21 protein-coding genes are annotated in these 22,404 nt (G+C 66.5%); 7 read left to right on the top strand and 14 right to left on the bottom strand.

Annotated features, from left to right (window positions below; all coding sequences use genetic code 11):
• Positions 1 to 120: 120 nt before the first annotated feature.
• Positions 121 to 1,155 carry a LysR family transcriptional regulator gene (locus RZV17_RS07470; RefSeq protein ID WP_047696769.1) on the top strand — a complete coding sequence of 345 codons (1,035 nt, stop codon included), beginning with the start codon at positions 121 to 123 and terminating at the stop codon, positions 1,153 to 1,155.
• Between the two features lie 791 nt (positions 1,156 to 1,946).
• Here the strand turns inward: RZV17_RS07470 and RZV17_RS07465 are convergent.
• From RZV17_RS07465 to RZV17_RS07425, 9 genes are all read right to left on the bottom strand, one after another.
• Positions 1,947 to 2,672: an OmpA family protein gene (locus RZV17_RS07465; protein WP_039403338.1), complete on the bottom strand. Its 726-nt coding sequence runs from the start codon at positions 2,670 to 2,672 to the stop codon at positions 1,947 to 1,949.
• Positions 2,673 to 2,941: 269 nt separating this feature from the next.
• Positions 2,942 to 4,360, bottom strand: a complete 1,419-nt coding sequence (locus tag RZV17_RS07460) for a deoxyribodipyrimidine photo-lyase (protein ID WP_355608312.1) — start codon at positions 4,358 to 4,360, stop codon at positions 2,942 to 2,944.
• 263 nt (positions 4,361 to 4,623) lie between these two features.
• A complete protein-coding gene (locus tag RZV17_RS07455; protein ID WP_039403345.1) occupies positions 4,624 to 6,054 on the bottom strand; it encodes a replicative DNA helicase in 1,431 nt (476 codons plus the stop codon).
• A 221-nt stretch (positions 6,055 to 6,275) separates the two neighbouring features.
• Positions 6,276 to 6,830 carry an NADPH-dependent FMN reductase gene (locus RZV17_RS07450; protein ID WP_166743261.1) on the bottom strand — a complete coding sequence of 185 codons (555 nt, stop codon included), beginning with the start codon at positions 6,828 to 6,830 and terminating at the stop codon, positions 6,276 to 6,278.
• 78 nt (positions 6,831 to 6,908) lie between these two features.
• Positions 6,909 to 8,849, bottom strand: coding sequence for an asparagine synthase (glutamine-hydrolyzing) (gene asnB / locus RZV17_RS07445; protein ID WP_355608309.1), 1,941 nt, complete (start codon positions 8,847 to 8,849; stop codon positions 6,909 to 6,911).
• 175 nt (positions 8,850 to 9,024) lie between these two features.
• Positions 9,025 to 9,663 carry a glutathione S-transferase family protein gene (locus tag RZV17_RS07440; protein ID WP_355608306.1) on the bottom strand — a complete coding sequence of 213 codons (639 nt, stop codon included), beginning with the start codon at positions 9,661 to 9,663 and terminating at the stop codon, positions 9,025 to 9,027.
• Between the two features lie 151 nt (positions 9,664 to 9,814).
• Positions 9,815 to 12,388, bottom strand: coding sequence for a DUF3857 domain-containing protein (locus tag RZV17_RS07435; protein ID WP_355609244.1), 2,574 nt, complete (start codon positions 12,386 to 12,388; stop codon positions 9,815 to 9,817).
• A 58-nt stretch (positions 12,389 to 12,446) separates the two neighbouring features.
• Complete coding sequence (locus RZV17_RS07430; RefSeq protein ID WP_355608303.1) at positions 12,447 to 13,622, bottom strand: acyl-CoA dehydrogenase family protein; 1,176 nt, start codon at positions 13,620 to 13,622, stop codon at positions 12,447 to 12,449.
• Between the two features lie 118 nt (positions 13,623 to 13,740).
• Positions 13,741 to 14,532, bottom strand: coding sequence for a glycine zipper 2TM domain-containing protein (locus tag RZV17_RS07425; protein ID WP_047693557.1), 792 nt, complete (start codon positions 14,530 to 14,532; stop codon positions 13,741 to 13,743).
• A gap of 144 nt (positions 14,533 to 14,676) precedes the next feature.
• Here RZV17_RS07425 and RZV17_RS07420 point away from each other — a divergent pair, with 144 nt between their 5' ends.
• Both RZV17_RS07420 and RZV17_RS07415 read left to right on the top strand, forming a co-directional pair.
• Positions 14,677 to 14,892 carry a DUF6116 family protein gene (locus tag RZV17_RS07420; RefSeq protein WP_184440089.1) on the top strand — a complete coding sequence of 72 codons (216 nt, stop codon included), beginning with the start codon at positions 14,677 to 14,679 and terminating at the stop codon, positions 14,890 to 14,892.
• Positions 14,892 to 15,695, top strand: coding sequence for a TatD family hydrolase (locus tag RZV17_RS07415; RefSeq protein ID WP_166752658.1), 804 nt, complete (start codon positions 14,892 to 14,894; stop codon positions 15,693 to 15,695). The genes RZV17_RS07420 and RZV17_RS07415 overlap by 1 nt, the downstream gene beginning before the upstream one ends.
• 3 nt (positions 15,696 to 15,698) lie before the next feature.
• Here RZV17_RS07415 and RZV17_RS07410 read toward each other — a convergent pair whose 3' ends face one another.
• Positions 15,699 to 16,529, bottom strand: coding sequence for a ThiF family adenylyltransferase (locus tag RZV17_RS07410; RefSeq protein ID WP_104579970.1), 831 nt, complete (start codon positions 16,527 to 16,529; stop codon positions 15,699 to 15,701).
• A 70-nt stretch (positions 16,530 to 16,599) separates the two neighbouring features.
• Between RZV17_RS07410 and RZV17_RS07405 the strand changes: the two genes are divergently transcribed.
• Both RZV17_RS07405 and RZV17_RS07400 read left to right on the top strand, forming a co-directional pair.
• Complete coding sequence (locus RZV17_RS07405) at positions 16,600 to 17,028, top strand: hypothetical protein (protein WP_355608298.1); 429 nt, start codon at positions 16,600 to 16,602, stop codon at positions 17,026 to 17,028.
• A 120-nt stretch (positions 17,029 to 17,148) separates the two neighbouring features.
• Complete coding sequence (locus RZV17_RS07400; RefSeq protein WP_047693562.1) at positions 17,149 to 17,631, top strand: glycine zipper 2TM domain-containing protein; 483 nt, start codon at positions 17,149 to 17,151, stop codon at positions 17,629 to 17,631.
• A gap of 89 nt (positions 17,632 to 17,720) precedes the next feature.
• On the opposite strand, the gene RZV17_RS07395 is transcribed toward RZV17_RS07400, so the two are convergent.
• Positions 17,721 to 17,936 (bottom strand): cold-shock protein, encoded by a 216-nt coding sequence (locus tag RZV17_RS07395; RefSeq protein ID WP_003483561.1) that lies wholly within the window; start codon positions 17,934 to 17,936, stop codon positions 17,721 to 17,723.
• 228 nt (positions 17,937 to 18,164) lie between these two features.
• Here RZV17_RS07395 and RZV17_RS07390 point away from each other — a divergent pair, with 228 nt between their 5' ends.
• Entirely contained in the window at positions 18,165 to 18,650 is a 486-nt protein-coding gene (locus RZV17_RS07390) for a DUF456 domain-containing protein (protein WP_184440083.1), read from the top strand.
• Between the two features lie 287 nt (positions 18,651 to 18,937).
• The gene (locus RZV17_RS07385) at positions 18,938 to 20,068 is read left to right on the top strand and encodes a phospholipase A (RefSeq protein WP_047693564.1); all 1,131 of its coding nucleotides are present in this window, start codon (positions 18,938 to 18,940) and stop codon (positions 20,066 to 20,068) included.
• A 164-nt stretch (positions 20,069 to 20,232) separates the two neighbouring features.
• On the opposite strand, the gene RZV17_RS07380 is transcribed toward RZV17_RS07385, so the two are convergent.
• From RZV17_RS07380 to RZV17_RS07370, 3 genes are all read right to left on the bottom strand, one after another.
• Positions 20,233 to 20,946: a carbonic anhydrase gene (locus RZV17_RS07380; protein ID WP_355608295.1), complete on the bottom strand. Its 714-nt coding sequence runs from the start codon at positions 20,944 to 20,946 to the stop codon at positions 20,233 to 20,235.
• A gap of 112 nt (positions 20,947 to 21,058) precedes the next feature.
• Positions 21,059 to 21,694: a glutathione S-transferase family protein gene (locus RZV17_RS07375; protein WP_355608293.1), complete on the bottom strand. Its 636-nt coding sequence runs from the start codon at positions 21,692 to 21,694 to the stop codon at positions 21,059 to 21,061.
• A gap of 153 nt (positions 21,695 to 21,847) precedes the next feature.
• Positions 21,848 to 22,261 (bottom strand): hypothetical protein, encoded by a 414-nt coding sequence (locus RZV17_RS07370; protein WP_355608290.1) that lies wholly within the window; start codon positions 22,259 to 22,261, stop codon positions 21,848 to 21,850.
• Positions 22,262 to 22,404: the final 143 nt, after the last annotated feature.

Here is a 22,404-nt window from a genome sequence, read left to right as displayed (position 1 = left end):
CCTGCATGGAGGGGATGCCGCATAAGCTAGGCCTCAAAGCAGCACTTGATTAGTCCGGATTTAGGGGAATAATCGTCCCGCAAGCGGTCTAATCCCTCCTGACCCTCGGAAGGCAGTCCCATGACACACGATCTCAACGACACCCTGATCTTCGTCAAGGTGGTCGAACAGGGCAGCTTCATTGCCGCCGCCAACGCACTTGGCCTGCCCAAGACCACCGTGAGCCGCAAGGTGCAGGAACTGGAAACGCGCCTGGGTGCGCGCCTGCTGCACCGGACCACGCGTCGCATCGGCCTGACCGAAGCCGGCTCGGTGTACCACGAGCATTGCCAGCGCATCGCGCGCGAGCTGGAAGAAGCCGAAAGCGCGGTGGGGCAACTGCAATCGGGCCCGCGCGGCTGGTTGCGTTTCACCGTGCCGTATTCGCTGGGCATCACCTGGATCGCGCCATTGCTGGGTGAATTCCACGCGCAATATCCGGAAATCCAGCTGGACATGCATCTGGGCAACGAGAAGCTGGACCTGATCGGCGGCGAAGCCGATCTGGCGCTGCGTGTGGGTGCGCTGCCCGATTCGAACCTGGTCGCGCGCAAGCTGGGCAGCCTGCGCACGCAGGTGTTCGCCAGCCCGTCCTACATCGAGCGGTATGGCGAGCCACTGCATCCGGACGAGCTGCAATTCCATCGCACGCTGGCGCTGCGCAAGAACCGCAACGTGCACAACAACCGCTTTTTTTGGTCGCTCAGCGACGGCAGCGATGTGCGCGACTTCCCGGTCAATCCGCTGATGGTGGCCAACGACCCGGCTGCGCTCAACGGCGCAGTACTGTGCGGCGAAGGCTTGTTGCTGACCGGCGATGTGATGGCCAAGCCATTCGTGCAAACGGGCCTGGTGCGCCGCGTGCTGGCCGGATGGACCGGGCCGGAGGTGGACTTCAATGCCGTGTTCGCCGGCGGTCGATTGGTGTCGCCGAAGGTGCGTGCATTCGTGGACTTTCTGGTGACGCGGATGAACTTCGACGCGGACTACATGATGGCGCAGTGCCCTGCCCGTCTGGCCGCGCAAAAAGCCGACAACGACGCGAAAGTCGAAGTGGGCGCAGAAGCGGAACTACGCGCCGAGGGCAAGCGCATTCTGGAAAACGTCACGGCCTAAGATCGCTTCAAGCAGTCGCTCAATGGAGTAATCCTTCTCCCACTCAGGAGAAGGTGCCCAAAAGGCGGATGAGGGTACGTCTGCGAGCGATGGTTGAATGCCGGTGCGTGTTGCATCAAAGCGATGTAGCGCCAAGCCGTTGAGCAACACAGGTCCCGGACTATCTAGATCAGAAGCTTGGTTAGTCGAGTGCGCGGTGCCCTCGCCAGGCAGTCGGCTGGTGTTTTTTAAGCTCTACGCACCGACCAACTCGACTGGTCCTTGCCCGCCCACCGTCGCGGGACCTTGAGCGGCATGGATGCCGCGCCAGAGCCTCCAGGGACGGATTCACGGCGTGTCCTGCGATGGTGGGCGGGCAAGGGCCCTGCAGCAAACGCAAAGACGTCGAGTGCGCGGTGCCCTCACCGCTCGCGGGACACGCCGTTAACCCGTCCATGGGGGCTCGGTGGCGGCATCCATGCCGCCAACGGTCCCGCAATCGGCGAGGACACCGCACCAGAGAGTTGGCTGGCTGTTTTATTGAAAATCCTGCAGACCGACCATCTCGACTGGTCCTTGCCAGCCCACCGTCTCGAGACCTTGAGCGGCATGGATGCCGCGCCAGAGCTTATAAAGGACGTACTTGCAGCGTGTCCCGCGATGATGCGCGGGCAAGGGCCTTGCAGCCAACACGCAGATCAGCCGCTTTTGACAATTAGACATGCAGTGCAAAAAACAGGCCGCTTCCGCGGCCTGTTTTCAATACATCGCGGGCCAGTCAAATCGACCAACCACGATTCACTGCATCAGCCTCAACGCATGCCCGTATTGCTGGCAGCGCCTTCGGCACGCAACGGGATCAGGCGAATCTCGACGCGACGGTTCTGTGCGCGGCCGGCATCGGTGCTGTTGTCGGCAATCGGGTAACGCTTGCCGGCCCCCATGGTTTCCATGCGCTCGCGCTGCACGCCCTGCGCGGTCAGGTATTGCGCCACGGCACCGGCGCGTTCTTCGGACAAGCGCTGGTTGACCGCATCGCTACCGACGCTGTCGGTGTGCCCAACCACTTCCACCATGGTCTGGTTGTACTCGCGCAGCGTGGACGCGACCCCGTTGAGCGCGCTGTAGAACTGCGGCTTCAACGCGGACTTGCCGAAGTCGAAGGTGATCCCGTCGGGCAGGTTCAAGGTGATGTTGTCGCCCTGACGCTGCACTTCGATACCGGTATTGGCGGTGCGCTCGCGCAGTGCGCGTTCCTGGCGGTCCTGGTACTGGCCGACTGCTGCACCACTCAGCGCGCCGATGCCGGCACCGACCATGGCATGCTGGCGACGCTCGGTGGCGCTGTCGCCGGTAAGCAGACCTGCAGCCACACCGATGGCGGTACCGATCAGCGCATTGCGGCCGGTGCGGTTCTGCTGTTGCGTCTGCTCGCCGTATTGATCGCGCTGCACATACGAGCCGCCGGTCGCGCAGGCTGACAGCGCGATGGCGCTGGCCAGTGCAACGGCGAGGCTCTTGGTGGCTGCTGGGGACATGGTGTTCTCCTATCGCCGGACCATCCGGCGCTCAATCGTGTGCGCGAGGATAAACAGACCAACGCGACTGGCGCATGATGAAAGTGGGCGACGACGACGCGCAGCGGGTTGTCCATTCAGGAAAACGTTTTCTCGCGCGCATCATGGCAACGCAGTCGTTGCGTGCCGGCCCACCGGCCGTGCAGCAGCACCAGGATGACGCGTGGCGTACTTGAAAAGCGCCACATTGCATCGGCACGCGGGCCAAAATGCATTGCTGTCGTCAGTCGTCAGCCGCGCGTTTTTGCATACGCCGCCAGTGCGGCGTCACGTCCTTCGGCCAGCCCGATGATGGGCGATCGCGGATACTCCGGCGCAAGCCGCGCCAGCGACAGCGGATGCAGCCACGGAGCGAAGCGTTCCTTCACTGCAAGCTTGCCGAGCTCGGGCACCCAGCGGGTGATGTAGGCCGCTTGCGGATCGAACTTTTCTGCTTGCGTCACCGGATTGAACACGCGGAAATACGGCGCGGCATCGGCGCCGGTGCCGGCGACCCATTGCCACCCCATGGTGTTGTTGGCCAGGTCTGCATCCACCAGCGTGTCCCAGAACCAACGCGCGCCTTCGACCCAGTGCACGCGCAGATGCTTGCACAGCAGGCTGGCCACGATCATGCGGACGCGGTTGTGCATCCAGCCGGTGTGCCAGAGTTGCCGCATGCCGGCATCGACGATCGGAATGCCGGTGCGGCCACGTTGCCAGGCCTGCAGGACCACCGGATCCGCCTTTGCCCACGCGAAGCCTTCGAAACGCGGATTGAGATTCCGGTTGGTGGTGTCCGGGAAATGATGCAGCAGGTGATACGCAAAATCGCGCCAACCCAACTGGCGGATGTAGCCATCGATTTCGGCACCGTTGCGCGCGTTGCGATGCGCTTCCAGGGTGCCGGCAATCCGCCACGGCGCGATCTCGCCGAAGTGCAGATGCGGCGATAGCTGCGAGGTACCGACACGATCGGGTCGGTCGCGATTGTCGCGATACCCGTTGAGCGCGCCGTCGATGAAGATCTCCAGCATTTCGTGCGCGCCCGCCTCGCCAGGCTGCCAGTGCTCCCAGAAGCCGGTGTCCCACTTCACGTCCGGGCGCAGCGCCAGCGACTCCAGCGCAACGGACGGCAGCGTTGCCGGCAATGGCGGCAGGCTACGCGGCGCCGCCACCGCGGCCGGCAGCTGCAGCTGTGTCAGCGCATTGCGCCAGAACGGGGTGAACACCTTGTACGGCCCGCCCTGCTGCGTGGAGAGCTGCCATGGCTCGAACAACAACGATGCATTGCAGCTCTGCACCTCGATGCCGCGCTCGCGCAGGTTGCGCTTGATCTGCGCATCGCGCGACTGGGTTGCCGGTTCGTATTTGCGGTTCCAGTACACCGCCACCGCACCGGTCTGGGCGATCACCTCCCCCAGCACCTGCTCGCTGCTGCCGGTCCGCACGACCAGCCCACTGCCCAACGCGCGCAACGATGCCTCCAGCGCTGCGAGCGAGTGATGCCGCCAGCTGCGCGAGGCCGCACCGGGTGTCCATTCGCCTTCTTCGTGCGGCGCATCGATATACAGCGGGATCGGCTGGTGCCCGGCATCGAGTGCGGCACGCAGGGCCGGGTTGTCCTCCAGGCGCAGATCGCGACGGAACCAGACGATGGCGTATGACATGCGGACTCGGCAGCGGCGGTGAGGCTGCGCAGCATAAGCCAGCAAACGCAACGATGGCGCGATGCCGGGCGGCGTTCACTGCCGGCATGCCGATCAGCGTGCTGCGCATGCGTACCGGCAGACCGCGCGCCGCAATCGCTGCGCAAGTGCCAGCGCAGCGACATCGCCACCATCACGCGCCCGCGCGTAGCGGGCGACGCGGGGCATGCCGCGCCACCGCCGTCCAACACCCTCCACGCGCACGGGCACCGGCCGCGCGGCCGTTACTCGAAGCTGCCCACCGAGTCGTGCGCCAGATTGTCGAAGCGGGTGTATTCGCCGAAGAACTTGAGCTTGCACGCACCGGTCGGCCCGCCGCGGTGCTTGCCGATGATGATCTCGGCCAGGCCCTTGTCCGGCGAATTTTCCTTGTTGTAGTAATCGTCGCGGTAGATGAAGACGATCATGTCCGCGTCCTGCTCGATGGCGCCCGACTCGCGCAGGTCGGCCATCACCGGGCGCTTGTCGGTGCGCGTTTCCAGCGAGCGGTTGAGCTGCGACAGCGCGATCACCGGCACGTTGAGTTCCTTGGCCAGGCCCTTGAGTCCACGTGAGATTTCCGAGATCTCCGTTGCACGGTTCTCGCTGTTGCCCGGCACCGACATCAGCTGCAGGTAGTCGATCACGATCAGGCCCAGATCGTGTTCGCGCTTGAGCCGGCGGCACTTGGACCGCAGCACCTCCGGCGACACGCCAGGCGTGTCGTCGATGAAGATCTTGGTTTCCTTCAGCATCTTGATCGCGCCGGTCACGCGCGCCCAGTCCTCGTCTTCCAGCGCGCCGGTGCGCAGACGCTGCGCATTGATGCGGCCGTTCGACGAGATCAGGCGCATCGCCAGCTGCGAGGCCGACATTTCCATCGAAAAGACCGCCACGCCCTTCTTGGATTTGATCGCGGCGTATTCGGCGATGTTCAGCGCAAAGGTGGTCTTGCCCATGGCCGGACGTGCCGCCAGGATGATCAGGTCGGTCGGCTGCAGGCCGGCGGTCATCGCGTCGAAATCGGTGTAGCCAGTGGGAAGGCCGGTGATGTTGCCGCCGTTTTCAAACCGGTTGCGCAGCTCTTCGAAGGCATCCTTCAGGGCGCCCGGCATCGCGACGAAATCGGTGCGGCCGCGCGCGCCGGCTTCGGCGATCTTGAACACCGCTTTTTCCGCGGCCGACAGTAATTCCACGCTCTCGCGGCCTTCCGGCTGGAAGCCATCGTTGACGATGGTGGTCCCCACCTCGATCAGCTGCCGCAGCACCGCCTTGTCGCGCACGATTTCCGCATAGGCGGCGATGTTGGCCGCCGACGGCGTGGTGCTGGCCAGCTCGATCAGGTAGGCGCCATCGCCCACCTGCTCCAGCTTGCCCTGCGACTCGAACCACTCGCCCAGGGTCACCGCATCGAACGGGCGGTCCTTCTCGTTCAATTCGCGGATGGCGCGGTAGATCAGCCGGTGATCGCGCCGGTAGAAGTCGTTTTCGGTGAGCTGGTCGTTGACCCGGTCGAATGCGTCCGGCGCCAGCATCAGCCCGCCCAGCACCGCCTGTTCGGCCTCGACCGAATGCGGCGGTACCCGCAGCTGGTCCAGACGCGGCTCGGGACGATCGTAATCGTCGTCGTCGCGATCGCGATTGCGCTTGGAACGGAAACCAGGACGAGCAGACATGGACGAACAGACCTGACGCGGGGAGACGAGGGCAGGAAGCATAGTCATCGGCAGCGCCGACGACCATGCACAACTCTGTGGATAACTGGTGGACAGCCGGTGCATCAGCGTTGTACGCCACCGCTGTCGCAGCGGCCGAGACGCCCGCCCCGCCTGGGTTTGCGGCATGCCCCCGGCCCGTCCGGCAGGCCTGGGCCGGGCCGGGAATCGCTGTGGTCAACTCAGCGCTTGGTGCGCTCGATCAGGCCCAGGAAGGCGTCGATGAAACCCTGCAGGAACGCGCGGCTGTCGGCGTTGGCGAGCTGGTCGTCCGGTCCGAACAGGCCGTCCTTGTACTGCAGGAACACCTCCGGCTGGCCGAGCACATGCATGTTCAGGTAGGCCAGCACGTTGCGCAGGTGCTGCTGAGCGGTGGCGGTGCCGATAGCGCCGACCGAGATGCCGACCACCGCTGCCGGCTTGCCGGAAAACGCGCTGTCGCCATACGGGCGCGAGCCGGTGTCCAGCGCGTTCTTGAGCACGCCGGGGATCGAGCGGTTGTATTCGGGGGTCACGAACAACACCGCATCGGCGGCGCGGATCTGCTGTTTCAGGCGCGTGCCTTCGGCCGGGAAATCGCCATCGCGATCCTGGTTGTACAACGGGATATCCCCGATTTCCACGTACTCGAACACTGCCTTGTCGCCGGCCAGATGCTCCAGCGCGCGTGCCAGCTGACGGTTGTACGACGCTGCGCGCAGGCTGCCGACGAGGACGGCGATGGTGAACTTGCTCATGGGAACGCTCCATTGGGGAAACCAGCGCCCGACTCTAGTCAGCCCGACGCGCACACCCGGTGAAACGCCCGCGCCGCCTCAGCGGCTCAGCGCCGCCCGCTGCGCGCGCCAATGCGCCTGCCATGCCTGGAACATCAGCACCGTCCACAGGTGCGTATGCCATTTGCGCTCGCCGCCGTTGAAGGCGCGCCAGAGCCCGGCCACGGTATCGGCGGCAAACACGCCCTCGCGCTCCAGCGTGCCATGCGCCAGCAGATCGTCCGCCCAGCCGTGCAGATCGCCGCGCAACCACGCACTGACCGGCGCGCCGAAGCCGCGCTTGCCGCGGTACACCATCGGGTCGGGCAGGTAGCGGCACAGCACGCGCTTGAGCAGGTACTTGCTGACGCCATCGCGGTACTTGAGCGACAACGGCAACGACCAGGCGAACTCGGCCACGCGCCAGTCCAGCAACGGCGCGCGCGCTTCCAGCCCCACCGCCATGGTGGTGCGATCCACCTTGCACAACAGATCGTCGGGCAGGTAGGCGGCAAAATCGGCCAGCATCATCGCGTCGGCCGGCGTGCCCGAGCCGTGCAGCGGGTCGGCCAGGCTGTAGAAACTGTCCGGCTCGGTGGCGCCCAGCACCACTGCGGCCGGATCGCGCCAACGCGAGATGCGGTTGCGGTAGATGTCGCCGATGCCACGCGCGCCGGCCTCGGCCACCAGCGCGGCCAGCCCGCCGGTGCGCGAGGACTCGCCGTTGCTGCGCGCCGCCACCGCCATCAGCCGGCGCAGCGGGCCCGGCACCAGGCCGTGCATGCGCCAGTTGCGCAGCGCGCGCTGGTAGCGGCCGTAGCCGAAGAACAGTTCGTCGCCCCCGTCGCCGGACAGCGCCACCGTCACCCCACCGCGCGCCAGGCGCGCCACCAGCGCGGTCGGCACCTGCGAGGCATCGGCAAACGGTTCGTCGAACATGTCCGGCAAGGTCGGCACCACCGCCAGCGCGTCGGCGCCGCTGACATACAGCTCGGTGTGGTCGGTATGCAGATGGGTGGCCACTTCGCGCGCCAGCGGCGCCTCGTCGTGATGCGAGCCTTCGAACCCAATGCTGAAGGTGTGGACCGGCTGGGCGCTCTGCGCCTGCATCATCGCGGTCACGATCGACGAATCGGTGCCGCCGGACAGGAACACGCCCACCGGCACGTCGGCCACCATGCGCAGCGCCACCGCATCGCGCAACACGCTGTCCAGTTGCTCTTCGGCCTGCGCATCGGTGCCGGTGAACGGCGCTGCCAGCGCGCGCTGCATCGCTTCGCGCGCATTCCAGAACGGCTGCTGCGCCTGGTCGGGCCGGTGCGCGGCAGCGCCCGCCGCCACGGTCTGCGCGTCCATGCGCAGCACCCGGCCGGGCATCAGCTTGAAGGTGTGCTCGTGGATGCAGGCCGGGGCCGGGATATAGCCCAGACGCAGCAGCAAGGTCAGCGCGTTGCGATCGACGCCATTGTCGAAATCCGGGTGCTGCCACAACGCCTTGAGTTCGGAACCGAACACCAGGGTGTCGCCGGCCCAGCCGTAGTACAGGGGCTTTTTGCCCACCCGGTCGCGTGCAAGAAACAGGCAGTTGTCGCGCTCGTCCCACAGCGCAATGGCGAACATGCCGTTGCAGCGGGACAAGGTGTCGTCCAGGCCCCACTCCACCACCGCCGCCAACAGCACCTCGGTATCGGAATGACCGCGGAAACGATGCCCCAGCGCCGCCAGTGCCGCGCGCAACTGCGCGAAGTTGTAGACCTCGCCGTTGTAGGCCAGCACATAGCGGCCGTCGGCCGAGCGCATCGGCTGATGTCCCAGCGGCGACAGATCCAGGATGCTCAGCCGCTGGTGTGCCAGCGCTACGCCGGCCTGCGCATCGCACCAGGTGCCGGCATCGTCGGGGCCGCGATGACGCACGGCCGCGCCCATGGGGCGCACCAGCGCATCGAGCTGCTCGCCGTGCAGGCGCGGCGAGGCCAGCAGCAATCCTGCCAATCCGCACATCCTCAGCGCCCCTGCGACATGACGGTGGCCGGGCGAGAAGCGCCGGCACACCGCGCACTGACGGCGTGCCGGCCTTGGCGCGAGTGCGCGGGTGCCGATCCAGCGCCCTGCCCGCCCCCACCTGCTCCGCAATTGGCTGCAGCAGAACCGGCCACCCGCACGCAGCGTGCGCCGCTCATGCCGCCACCGCCGCAGGGGTCGGCATCGGCACGAATCCGGGCAGCGCCTGCACGCGTTGCAGCCAGGCACCGATCGCCGGCCAACGCTCCAGATCGAAGCCGCCATCTGCCGCGCAATGGGTGTAGGCAAACAAGGCGATGTCGGCTATGCCGTAGTCGGCGCCGGTGAACCAGGCGTGCTGCTGCAGGTGCTGTTCCATCACCGCCAGGGCCTGTTCGCCGCGCGCGCGCAGCTGCGGCAGTTCCGCGCGGCGCGACGCATCGCGCGGGGTCCACAGGCTGATGAAACGCGCCACCGCCACGTACGGCTCATGGCTGTACTGCTCGAAGAACATCCAGCTCAGGGCCTGCGCGCGCTGCCAGGCATCGGTGGGCAGGTACGGCGTGCCTTCGGCCAGCCAGAACAGGATCGCGTTGGATTCGGTGAGCACGCGGCCGTCGTCGCGCTCCACCAGCGGCACCTTGCCGTTGGGGTTCTTGGACAGGTACTCGGGCGTGCGGCTCTGCCCGGCCACGCTGTCCACTTCGACCCAGTGATACCGGCTGCCCAGCTGCTCCAGCAGCAGACGCACCTTGTAGCAATTACCGGAGCTGGACATGCCATGCACGGTCAACGGGGGACGCACGGTCGACATCACACTGGCTCCGCGGCAACAACGAGGGGCTGGCAGTGTCACAGCCCTTTGCGGCTTTGCAAAGCCCTGCGCAGGGTACTGGCCGGCCATCGCCGGCGGAGTGCGCGCTGCCAGCGCAGGAGCCTGCAGCCGATGTGGGCCGCATCCCGCCTCAGCCCATCGCCACGATGGCGACCGGCACCCCCAGCACCGCCAGCAGCACGCCCAGCAGCGACAGCGTCAACGCCCAGGCACCGAACGCGCGGCTGCGCGCACAGCCGGTCGTGCCGGCCACCGACTGGATTGCGCTGATCGACCACCACACCGCCCCGAGCATCAGCAGCAGCACGCACACCGACAGCTGCGCCATGCCGGCCGGGTCGCTGGCCCCGGTGCGCAGCAACCCCACTCTGCCCTTGAGCGCCACCAGCGCGGCGAGCACGCACACCAACCATGGCAGGACACTGCCGGCCATCACCGGCAGCAGGCGATCGAAACGCGCAGCGCTGCCCATCCAGCGCAACAGCAACGTGAGCAGCACGCAGCCCAGCGGCAGCAGCGCACCGACGGCGACGATGCCCGCCAGCTGCATCCACCACGGCAGCGCGTGCAGCCACATCCACGTCGACACCAGCGCGGTCACGACGAACACGGCCCACGCGCTCATGCGCAACCGGCCTTGTTGCGGCATGCGTTGCGCCGTGCCATGCGGGTTGAACAGCATCCCGCCCAATCCGCCAGCACGCCACCACGGCAGGCATGCCAATACCAGCACGATGAGCGCCAGCAGCCCGGCCAACGGTTCGCCCAGCGCACGCCAGTCCGGTGGCTGCGAGCGCCGCCGCGGCTTGAGATCGTGATTGAAGTACAGCAGGTCGCGCGCACGCTCCATGTCGGCCGATGCACGTGCCACCTCCCCGGCGGGAATGCGATCGGTAAACCGCTGCCATTCGCCCACGATGACCAGGCGGTCATCCCGCACTGCGATCGTGCGCGAGAAGCGGAACCAGGGGTTGGCCACGATCTGCGTGTCGCTCTCCACGGTCACCGCCGGGTCGGCCTGCACGCGCACGGTCTGCCGTGCCAGCTGCGGTCCACCCAGCGCCAACGGGCTCTTGCGCGCCTGCGCGGGCAAGGCCTGCATCCACTCGCCGAGCTGGAACAACGGGAAGCCGAGCTCGTCGCCTTCCCTGGCCGGCCATTCCAGCCGATAGATTTCGTGGGTACGCACGTTCAGCGCGTCGGCAGCGTCGATGGTCGGCTCGCTCACCTGGGTCAGCGCGGTGTAGTAGTGCTGCATGAACTCCAGATAGTGCTCGCCCACAGCGGGCGCACCATTGGTTTCGAAACCCGACGCCACCTGCTCCCCGCGCCCCTGCCGGTAGATGGTGTCCACCGCAAAGCGCGCCACGCGCTGCGGCTTGCGCAGCGATACCACCACGTCCTCGACCACTTCGACCTGCGGCAACGTCGGCATGGGCGCCGGCACCGCCACCAGGGCGTCCTGCCCGGCCAGCACCGGCAATCCGCGCACGAACGGCAGCGGCCGGCGCTGCGCAAGCGCACCGTCCTCGCGGTCACGCGTGGCATCCACCCAGATCTCGCCCTGGGGCAGATGCGCACGCACCACCACATGGTTGAACGCGTACGGACTGGGCAGGCGCTGGTCCAGCGAGCCGCCCTTGTCGCTGCTGACCAGCACCGGCTCGGCGCGGATGCCGGCCAACTGCAGCAGCGCAATCAACAAGGTCGCCTTGTCCTTGCAATCGCCATAGCGGTTGCGCAAGGTCACTTCCGGCGCATGCGGGGCGTGCGAGTTCTCGCCCATGTCCAGCCCGACGTAACGGATCTCGCCCTGCGCGAATGCCACCGCGCGCAGCAACGCGCCCTGTGGATCGTCGCTGCGCAGCCGCAGGCTCTGCGCCATGCCGGCGGCCACCTGCGCGTCCTTGAATGCATCCGGATACAGCTGCGCCGCCCACGCCGCGACCGCCGCCCAGTTGCCGGCGGTGGAGATCTCGATCAACCCGTACGGGTCGACATCGTCGGGAGCGTCCTTTTCCGGCTGCACGGCGGCGATCGTGCGTGCGCCGATGTTCAACAGCGTGACCCCGTCCGCGGTGCTGACGTTTCGGCTGAAGCCTGGCGCGCTGATGCGCCACTGCAACGCCATCGCGGCGGGGTAACGCACGCGGACCCGACGTTCGCCCAGCGGCACCCCATAGCGTGCATCGAATACGTCGTGATAGCCCTTGCCGAAGACCGGATTGCTGCCGGTGATGGTCACGCCATAATCGACCCGGTCCCCCACGCGCAGATCCGGCAGGGTGATCGACAGGGTCAACGCGCCATCGATCAGGCCATCTTCCAGCCCGCTTTCGCGGCGCAGGCGCGCGTAGTGGGCCCGGCCGCGCATGTCGATGCGCTTGCCGTCGCGCCACACGTCCAGGCTGTTGAGTTCCAGCGTCTGGTACTGCGGCTGATAGTCGACGGAAATCTGGCCGGCCTCGTCCAGGCTCTTGGCACGTTGCACCGTGTAGCTCAATCGCCGGTAGGCGCGCGGCGCGCGTCCGGTGAGATCGACCTGGTCGGACACCAGCTCATAGCGCAGCCCGCTCGCGCCCGGCACATGCTCGGGCACCGCATCGGCCACCACCCATACCGGCACCGGCGCCATCGTGGGCGCCTCGCTGGCCTGCGCCGGTACGGCCGCCCCGGCGCTAATCGCACACCACACCCACACCATCCAGACCACGCCACGCAGGCGTCCCACCCCATCCTTGCCGATCAACACACGCTCCTCGTCAAAACGCATTGAGCCCCGTCAACGCACGCCCCACCACCAGCTGATGCACGGTTTCGGTGCCCTCGTAGGTGATCACCGATTCCAGGTTCAGCGCATGCCGGATCGCCGCATGCTCGGTGGTGATGCCGGCCGCGCCCAGCAGCTCGCGGCATTCGCGCGCCACGTCCAGCGCCATGCGGCAATTATTCCACTTTGCCAGCGAGATCTGCTCCGGTCGCACGGTGCCGGCGTCCTTCAGCCGCCCCAACTGCAACGCCAGCAACTGGGCGGTGGCAATGCGCCGCGCCATGTCGGCCAGCTTGATCTGCGCGCTCTGGGTGGCCGCCAGGGGCCGGCCGAACAGGATGCGCTCGCCGCTGTAGGCCAGCGCCTCGCGCAGGCAGGCCACCGCCGCGCCGATCGCGCCCCAGGCGATGCCGTAGCGGGCCTGGTTGAGGCAGCCCAGCGGCGCCTTGAGGCCGGCCGCGTTCGGTAGCCGCATGGGTTCTGGCACGAACACGTTGTCCAGAAACAACGCCGACGTGACCGACGCACGCAGGCTCATCTTGTGCGAGATGTCTTGCGCGCCGAAACCGGGGCTGTCGGTCTCCACCAGAAACCCGCACACACCATCATCGGTCTGCGCCCAGATGACGGCCAGGCCGGCAATGCTGCCGTTGGTGATCCACAGCTTGGCACCGTTCAAGCGCCAGCCGTCGCCCTCGCGCACCACGCGCGTGGTCATGGCGGCCGGGTCCGAACCACCTTGCGCCTCGCTCAGCCCGAAGCAGCCGATCACCCGGCCGGCGGCCATCTCCGGCAGCCAGCGCCGGCGTTGCGGCTCGCTGCCATAGGCATGGATCGGATACATGCACAGCGAGGACTGCACGCTGACAAAACTGCGCACCCCGCTGTCGCCACGCTCCAGTTCCTGGCAGATCAGCCCATACGCCACCGCGCCCAGGCCCGCACCGCCATCGTCCACCGGCAGGCTGGCGCCCAGCACGCCCAGGCCCGCCAATTCCGGCACCCACTCGCGTGGAAACCGCGCGGCGTCGAAGGCATCGCCGATGGCCGGCAGCACGCGGTTGTCGGTGAAGCGCGCCACCGCATCCTGCACCGCCCGCTCGTCGTCGGTGAGCAGCGCACGCACATCAAACAGATCATCGGCACGCACCGGCATCGCCGCTTCCAAGCAGGGAGTTAGGGCAAGTATCCGTCAGTTGCCGGGCGCACGCGGCCTCGTGCGCATGGGCGCGGGCAAAAAAAGAGCCGGCGATGCCGGCTCTTGTTGACGCAGTAGGCTCAGCCCATCACTGGCGGCTGCTCATGCCGTCCTGACGGATGCCCGCATCTCCCGCGGTCGAGGCGGTCTGGGTCACCAACTGACCATCGACTACCGCGAGGCGATCGCTCGCCGGCTTGTCGTTCATGCGCACGGTCTTTTCGAACCCGTCGTAGCGATACGTCACGTCGTAGGCCACCACGTTGTCGGCATCGCCCAGCGAAATGCGCTCGCCCGGCTTGTTGTCCATCCGCATGGTGCCGGTGGTGCCATCGGCATTGCGGTAGGTCACGTCATAGCCCACCACGCGCGACGACGAGGAGTTGGCATTTTCGGTGTGGCACTGGCGCTCGGTACGATCCACTACGCGGCCGCCGACATGGTTACGGTCCACGCGGTTGCCGATGAAGCCGCCGCCCACCGCACCTGCGGCCGTGGCCAGCTTGCGGCCGTTGCCGCCACCGACCTGGTTACCGATCAGGCCACCGATGACCGCGCCGGCCACAGTGCCGCCGACATTGCCATCGCGCTCGGGCAGGCGCTCCTGCACCACGACGTCGCGGCACACTTCGCGCGGCGAAGAGCTGGTGGTGGTTTCGCGGATGGCGTTGCTGTTGATGACCTGAGCGTACTGCGGCTCGCGCTGGGTGATCGGGGCGACCCGAACCACGTCGGCGTATTCCAGACCGCGCGGCGCCGGCTGGCCATTCGCCACAAAGTCGCCCGACGACGGGCGATTATTCATGAAGGCGGCCGTAGCCACGCCTCCAACCAGCAAGGCACCAGCAGCGACCAGTATAGTTGTCGTATTGCTCTTCATAACCAGCTCCCTGCGGACGCACCGCGTTGTTGACGGCGTGATTCCAGCATGTGAACCCTGAACGAAAACGCCCTCGCTCATGAACGGCTCGGTTAAGTTCAGCTAGCGGTTACTTCATGCACTTCTAACAGGCGGAGCTCTCGCATGCGAAATCCTCTCACTGCACGCACCCTGGAATGGGCGGCCAAGCTGCGCTATCCCACGTTGTTCAAGCTGGCAGCCACGCTGTTCGTGGTGGATGTGCTGGTGCCGGATGTCGTGCCATTTGTGGACGAACTGCTGTTCGGGCTGACCACGCTGCTGCTGGCGAACTGGAAAACCCGGAAGGCGCCGCTGCCGGCATCGGTGCGCCGCGACTGATGCAGTTGATCGACAGCCACTGCCATCTGGACGCGAGCGAATTCGATCACGACCGCGCCGAGGTGATTGCGCGCGCACGCGCGGCCGGCATCCTGCAGCAGGTGGTGCCGGCGATCACTGCCGCCAGCTGGCCGGGCCTGCGCGAGGTCTGTTCCCAGGCGCCGGGACTGCATCCGGCCTACGGCCTGCACCCGATCTTTCTCGACCAGCACCAGCCCGACCATCTAGAGCTGCTGGCCGAGTGGATCACGCGCGAGCGCCCCTGCGCCATCGGTGAGTGCGGTCTGGATTTCTATCTGGACGGCCTGGACGCAGGCGCGCAACGCGACTATTTCGATGGGCAATTACGCCTGGCCAAGCGCTTCGACCTGCCGGTGATCGTGCATGCACGCCGGGCCACCGAAGAAGTCATCGCCCGCATCAAGGCAGTCGGTGGCCTACGTGGCGTGGTGCACAGCTTTGCCGGCAGCCCCGAGCAGGCGCAGCAGTTATGGAAGCTGGATTTCCTGATCGGCCTGGGCGGCCCGGTCACCTACCCGCGCGCCAATCGCCTGCGCGGCCTTGCCGCACGCATGCCGCTGCAACAGCTGCTGCTGGAAACCGACGCACCGGATCAGCCCGACGCCAGCATCCGCGGCCAGCGCAACGAGCCGGCATTGCTGCGCACGGTGCTGGACTGCATCGCGCAGCTGCGGGGCGAAGAGGCCGCCGTCATTGCCGAGCAGACCACGGCCAACGCGTGCCGCCTGTTCGGTTTGCCGGCCTGGCCTGGTCCGCGCAGCGCACTGCCGCAGCGCGGGTGATGCTCACGGCGCCGCCGCAGCCTCGGCCACCGGCGTGGACGTGGTGGTCCTGGGCTTGAGCAACATCTCCAACGCCTTGCCCACCGCCACGAATGCGAAGGTGCCGGTGATGTGGGTAGCCGCGCCCAGCCCGGCGCCGCAGTCCAGCTTGAGGGTGGCGTCGGCATCGAGCTGGGGGCGAATCCCGCACACGCTGCCGTCGGCTTGCGGGTACTTGACGTTTTCCAGCGAGTACACCGCCGGCACGCCGAAGTAGCGCTGCGCATTCTTGGGGAAATTGAACTCGCTGCGCAGCTTCTTGCGGATCAGCGCCAGCATCGCATCGTGTTCGGTCCGCGAGACATCGCGCACGCGCACCAGGGTGGGATCGGTACGCCCGCCGGCGGCGCCGACGGTCAGCAACGGCAGCTTGCGTCGGCGGCACCAGGCGATGGTTTCCACCTTGACCCGGAAACTGTCGCAGGCATCGATCACCAGATCGAACCCATCGCCCAGCAGCGTTTCGATATTGCCGGCAGTGAGAAACGCCTCCACCGCATCGGCCTCGATCTCCGGGTTGATCGCCATGCAACGCTCGGCCATCGCGCGCGCCTTGTTGCGCCCGTACTGCCCGGCCAGCGCCGGCAATTGCCGGTTGGTATTGGACACGCACAGGTCGTCGGCATCGATCAGGCGGATGTGGCCGACGCCGGTCCGCGCCAGCGCTTCCACCACCCACGAGCCCACCCCGCCCATGCCGACCACCGCCACGCGACAGGCGGCCAGGCGCTCTACCGTGCCGACCCCGTATAGCCGGTCGATACCGGCAAAGCGTTCACGCCATTGTGCTTTCATCGCCCTATTTTACGCGCGCCATCCACCGCGCGTCCGCCCAACGCCAGACCTCGCTGCCGGAGCACGCGTCATGACCGACTCCCCTGCCAATCAATCGCGCACGGCGCGTTACGGCTTCATGCTGGTCCTGGGGGGATTGATCGGACTGGTGGCCACGGTGATGGTGGCGCGTGTGCTGCAGGCCAGGCGCGACCCGGTCCCGGACAGCCTGATGCAGGTCATGGCCTACCAACTGCGCGCCCTGCAAGCACCGCCCACTGCAACCTGCACCCTGGCGCAGCAACGCGCGCGGCTGCGCTCGCTACGCCTGCTTGCCGACGAACTTGAGCCCGCATTCGCGAACCTCGGCGAGGACCGCCGCTTCGTCGAACATGCCGACGCGCTGCGCGCGACGCTGGACCGCGTGCAACCCGCGCCGGCCACCGACTGCGCGGCAGTTGCGGAATCGGGACCGCACATCGCCGATGCCTGCGAGGCCTGTCACCGTGACTTCCGATGAAGAGGGCGCTCGGGTTTCGTTAAGCCTGGAGTGATCCAGTTGGCAGACTGTTCACCTGGACCATCCCAGGATGACATCGCCGCGGCCCCGACCGCCTTCAGAACCATCCGGAGACACCTCATGAAGACCCGACTGCTCGTTATCGGCCTGGCTGCAACCGCAACCCTGGTCGGCTGCGCCACCTCCCAGCCCCAGTACGGCAGCTATCGCGGCGACCGCGGTTACGACCAGGGCTATTCGCAGCCGGCGCCGCGCTGCGTGGATTGCGGCATCGTCACCCGCATCGACGAGGTGGGCCCGACCCGCACCGCGCCGACCGGCACCGGTGCCGTGCTTGGCGGCATCGTCGGTGCCGTCGCCGGCCGCCAGATTTCCAAGGAAACCGGCGGCAGCAAGGGCAACAAGAACGTTTCAGCCGTGGCCGGTGCCGCCGCCGGCGCGCTTGCCGGCAACGCCATCCAGAACAACGTCACCAGCGACAGCTTCGACGTGCAGGTGCGCATGGACGATGGCCGGGTGATCGTGGTGAACCAGCGCGATCTGGCGGGTGTCCGCGAAAACGCCTACGTGCGCGTGGTCAACGGCCGCGTGGTGCTGCGCTGACCGGCGCAGGTCTCCAGGCCGCAGACAGCAGAAAGGCCCGGTGACGGGCCTTTCTGCTGTCTGTGCCACGTGCTGGCACGCTGCGGCGCTTAGACCACCTGCACCGCGTCGGCCTGCAGACCTTTCTGGCCCTGCACGACGGTGAAGCTGACCTTCTGCCCCTCCTTGAGACTCTTGAAGCCCTGGATCTGGATCGCGCGGAAATGGACGAACACGTCCTCGCCATTTTCGCGGCTGATGAACCCAAAGCCCTTGGCATCGTTGAACCACTTCACGACACCATTCTCGCGTTCGATGTTGGACATCTCGACTGACTCCCTACGACACTGTGATGGACTGGCGGTGGTGGCTGTGATTGCAAGGAGGAAGCGAGGTACATGGATGTAGCGGATCGAACGATCTACCGCATCAGGCCACGATTCACGGTGACCTTTGCAAACAGCAGCGGCTGCAACTTAACCCACGCAAAACGAATTTTCAAGCACCCCTTGCGCATTTTTGTCAAGCCTGAAATAGGATATTTCTTAACCATCATGGACACCACCGTCGTCTATTACGTGTTGGCCGGAGCGCTCGTGCTGATCGGCCTGGCCGGGGTGATCCTGCCCGCCCTGCCCGGCCTGCCGCTGGTATTTGCCGGGCTGCTGGTCGCCGCCTGGGCCGATGGCTTCACCCATGTGGGGTGGATTGCGCTGGTGATCCTGGGTTTGATCACGGCCGGCTCGTTCCTGATCGATTTCCTGGCGACCGCCTATGGTGCCCAGCGCGTGGGCGCCAGCAAGACGGCGCTGTGGGGCTCGGTGATCGGCGCTATCGCCGGCATCTTCTTCATGCCGATCGGGTTGTTCGTCGGGCCCTTTGCCGGGGCCTGGCTTGGCGAGTACTACCAGACCCGCAAGAGCGGCCAGGCCACCAAGGTCGGCATCGGGACCTGGCTGGGCATCATGCTCGGCACGGCGACCAAGCTGGCACTGGGGCTTTGCATGCTCGGCGTGTTTGCGATCGCCTGGTTCTTCTAGCGCCTGGCGATTGCTGCAGCGGTTCGGCAAACGCGCATTTGCCACGCCTGACCGGCTGCGGCGATGACATGCCTGGCAAGCGCCGTGCTGGCAGCCGCGCTGCCCACTGCCGGCGTCCATCCGACCGTGGCGGCGTGCCCAGGCATCGTGGCAAGACGCAACACCGCGTGCGTTGCCCACATCGCACCGACGAATGTTATTGCCGTGTACACATCGCGTATGCAGACGCGACCATTAAGCTACATATCTCTGCGCCTGCCCGGCGCAACACCTCGGCCCGACTGACTATGTCCAAGCACCGCACCCGCCCCTTGATGCTGATTGCTCTGGCCGCTGCGCCGCTGGCGCAGGCGCAGGAAATCGCCCCGCAACCGGCTTCGCCGCAGGCCTGCACCTCGGTGACCTCGGACGCGGCGCGCCTGGCCTGCTACGACCAGGCCCTGGGCCATACCCCGCAGGCCGTGCAGGAGGCAGATGCCGCAGCGCAACTGGCCAAGCAGGCCGACAAGCCGGATGACGCCCGCAAGCTCAGCCGGGTGGGCGATTTCTTCCGTGCCGATGGCCAGGACCCGTCCAAGGAAGAAGCCGTTGCCAATGCCGGGCGTGGCTCGCTGCTGGACCGCCGCTGGGAGCTGGCCAAGGATTCCAAGCTGGGCACGTTTCAGTTGCGCGGCTACAAGCCGGTCTATCTGCTGCCGGCATTCTGGACCAGCGACAGCAACCGCACCCCGCAGTCGCCCAACCCGGCCAACTCGGTCAATACGCCGCAACAGCTGGACAGCGCCGAGCTGAAGTTCCAGCTCAGCTTCAAGACCAAGGTGGCCGAAGACCTGTTTGGCGACAATGGGGACATCTGGATGGGGTACACCCAGAGCTCGCGCTGGCAGGCCTACAACTCCGATGCCTCGCGCCCGTTCCGCGAAACCAATTACGAACCCGAAGCGATGCTGGTGTTTCGCAACAACTACAGCATCTTCGGCTGGAAAGGCCGCATGAGCGGCATCAGCCTCAATCACATGTCCAACGGGCGCGCCGATCCGCTGTCGCGCTCCTGGAACCGGGTGATCCTCAATTTCGGGCTGGATCGCGAGAACTGGGCACTCAGCCTGCGCCCGTGGTTCCGCATCAAGGAAGACCGCGCCGACGACAATAATCCCGACATCGAGGATTACATGGGCCGTGGCGATGCCACCCTGGTCTACAACAAGGACGGCCACGAGTTCGCCTTGATCGCACGCCATTCGCTGCGCGGCGGCGATCGTTCGCACGGTTCGGTGCAGCTGGATTACGGCTTTCCGATCACCAACCTGCTGCGTGGCCATGTGCAGGTGTTCGACGGCTACGGCGAAAGCCTGATCGACTACAACCACAAGGCCACCTACATCGGCCTGGGCGTGTCGTTGCTGGAGTGGTTCTGAGGCCTGGCGGTGCGCCCGGCCGGCGCACCGCACGCAATTGAATGCAGGGCCGCGCGGCTGCAGCCTGTCGCAGGCGCAAAGCGCAACGCAAAAAGCCGGCATTGCTGCCGGCTTTTTTGCGTCTGCATGGCGCAGTCATGCATTGCCGATGACAGGCCGGCGGCTCAGACGTCGAAGAAATCCACCTTGCCGTCTTTCAGCGTGTAATAGGCACCCACGACCTTGCAGGCACCGGCGCGCAGGGGTTCGAGCAACGCAGGTTCGGAGGCAGCGCGCAGGCGATCGACGGTGCGCTTGACGTTGGCCTTCACCGACGCGCCCAGCAGATCATCGCTACCCTTGCTCTTGGCGGTCAACACCGCCGGGACGATGGGCTCGATCATGGCGCCGATGGCACCCGGGAAGAATGCGTTCTGCTCCACTACCGATACCGCTGCTGCCACGGCGCCGCAGCTCTCGTGCCCCATCACCACCACCAGCGGTACGCCCAGCTGGCTCACTGCGTATTCGATCGAGCCCAGCGCGGTGGTGTCCACGGTGTTACCGGCATTGCGGACGATGAACATTTCACCGAGCCCACGGCCGAACAGCAGCTCCGGCGGAACCCGCGAGTCCGAGCACGACACCAGGATCACGAACGGGGTCTGGCCCAAGGCCAGCTCCAGCCGGCGCTTGCTGTCGGAGATCACCTTCTTGGGGCGGTTCTCGACGAAGGCGGCATTGCCGTCGCGCAGGACCTGCAGTGCCTGCTCGGCGGTCAGGTCGGTCTTTTTCGATGGCGCCGCGCGCACCGCGAACGGGAGCGAGCCGGCAGCGGCGGCGATCGGTGCGCAACAAGCGCCCTGCAGCAATTTTCGACGGGATGCGGAATGCGACATGGACGAGCCCCTGCTCTCTGGTTGGTGTCGCGATCGTACTATGTGGCAAGCATGACAGAACCGCTCCGGCCGGGGTTATGCGCACCGGAGTTCGCAGCCGCGTGCCGCCGGTTCAGGTCCAGTCCGCCAGGCCCTCGCGGCGATAGGTTTCCTGAAACGCGGGGCGCGCCTTCATACGCTGCGCATGCGCTTTGAGGGCCGGCCAGGTGTCGCTCGGCCGCGGCATGTTGCGCGACCAGCGCATCATCATGGTCAGCATGAAATCGGCAGCCGACAGCGTGTTCCCGAGCAGATAAGGCCCGCCCGCCTGCAGATGCGCATCGACCTGGGCCCAGGCGGTTTCCACCTTCTCGCGCGCCTGTGCCTGCGCGCTGTCGGTGTGGGCGGCGCCGGCCGGTTCGTGCGGGTAGAACCAGGCGCGGTAGGCCGGCTGCAGGGTGTTGGCGCAGAAGAACATCCACTTGTAGTAGGCCGCACGCTCCGGGGTGCCCACCGGCGGTGCCAGCCCGGCCTGCGGATAAAGGTCGGCCAGGTGCAGCACGATCGCTGCCGCCTCGGTCAGGACCTGTCCATCCAGCACCAGGGTCGGCACCACGCCGGCGGGATTGAGTGCCAGGTAACCGGCTTGTTTATGCTCGCCGCGCTCGAAATCCAGTGGATGCAGCACGTGGGCAACATCCAGTTCGATCAGCAGCCAATGCACGACCAGGGCGGCGGTGCTGGGGGTGTGGTACAGCGTGGTGGTCATGCGGATTCCCGGGTGAGATGAGGTCAGCTGAGGTCACGAAACGAAGGGGCGATCATCGGGCAGGCGTTGCCGGCGTCCGCCGTCGGTGCGATTGGTCCATTCGAGGCGACACCTGCGCGCCGTCCACACGCACACGACAGCCGCCTGCGATGTTCATTGGCCGCTGTTGTCGGTACAGGCACGCAGGCAGGCAAGCTTGCGCGGTTCGCAGCGGCTGTCGTCGCTCTGCTGGCTGCAATCGAAGACCTGCGCCATGCAGTTGGCCCGCTGCGCCGGGTTTTGCGCGTCGTCGCAGCGCTTTCCCCGTGGCGCTATCGACGCGCGGCAGCTGCTCTCGCTTGGGCGGTTGGCACGACACTGCCTGGCACTGTCGTTGCACTGGGTGATGCAGCGTTCGCCCGCCGTCGGCCCGCTGAAGCGTGTCGAGGTCGCGCTCGGTTCGAGTGGCGTGGGTTCGGCGAACGGCGCCGGTGCGGTGGGCGGCGGCGAGTAGTTGCCCAAAGGAAACAGCACCGTGGGCGCGGCCTTTTGCTGCGCGGCTGCGTCAACATTGGCGCACAGCGCCATGATCAGGCACAGACGTCGGAGCATTCCTGTTCTCCCTGGACATCGGCAATCGAAGGTCGAGCATAGCCGCTTCCGGCCTGGCGGTACGCCTGCGGTGATGGCGAATCCGCTTCATGCCCGCTGCGTTCGCATCGATGCGAACG

The sequence above is a fragment of the Xanthomonas cannabis genome (assembly GCF_040616535.1).
In the GTDB taxonomy this organism is placed as follows: Bacteria; Pseudomonadota; Gammaproteobacteria; order Xanthomonadales; family Xanthomonadaceae; genus Xanthomonas; species Xanthomonas cannabis.
Note: the sequence above shows the minus strand (reverse complement) of the source record. Positions and strands in the feature narration are given on the sequence as shown.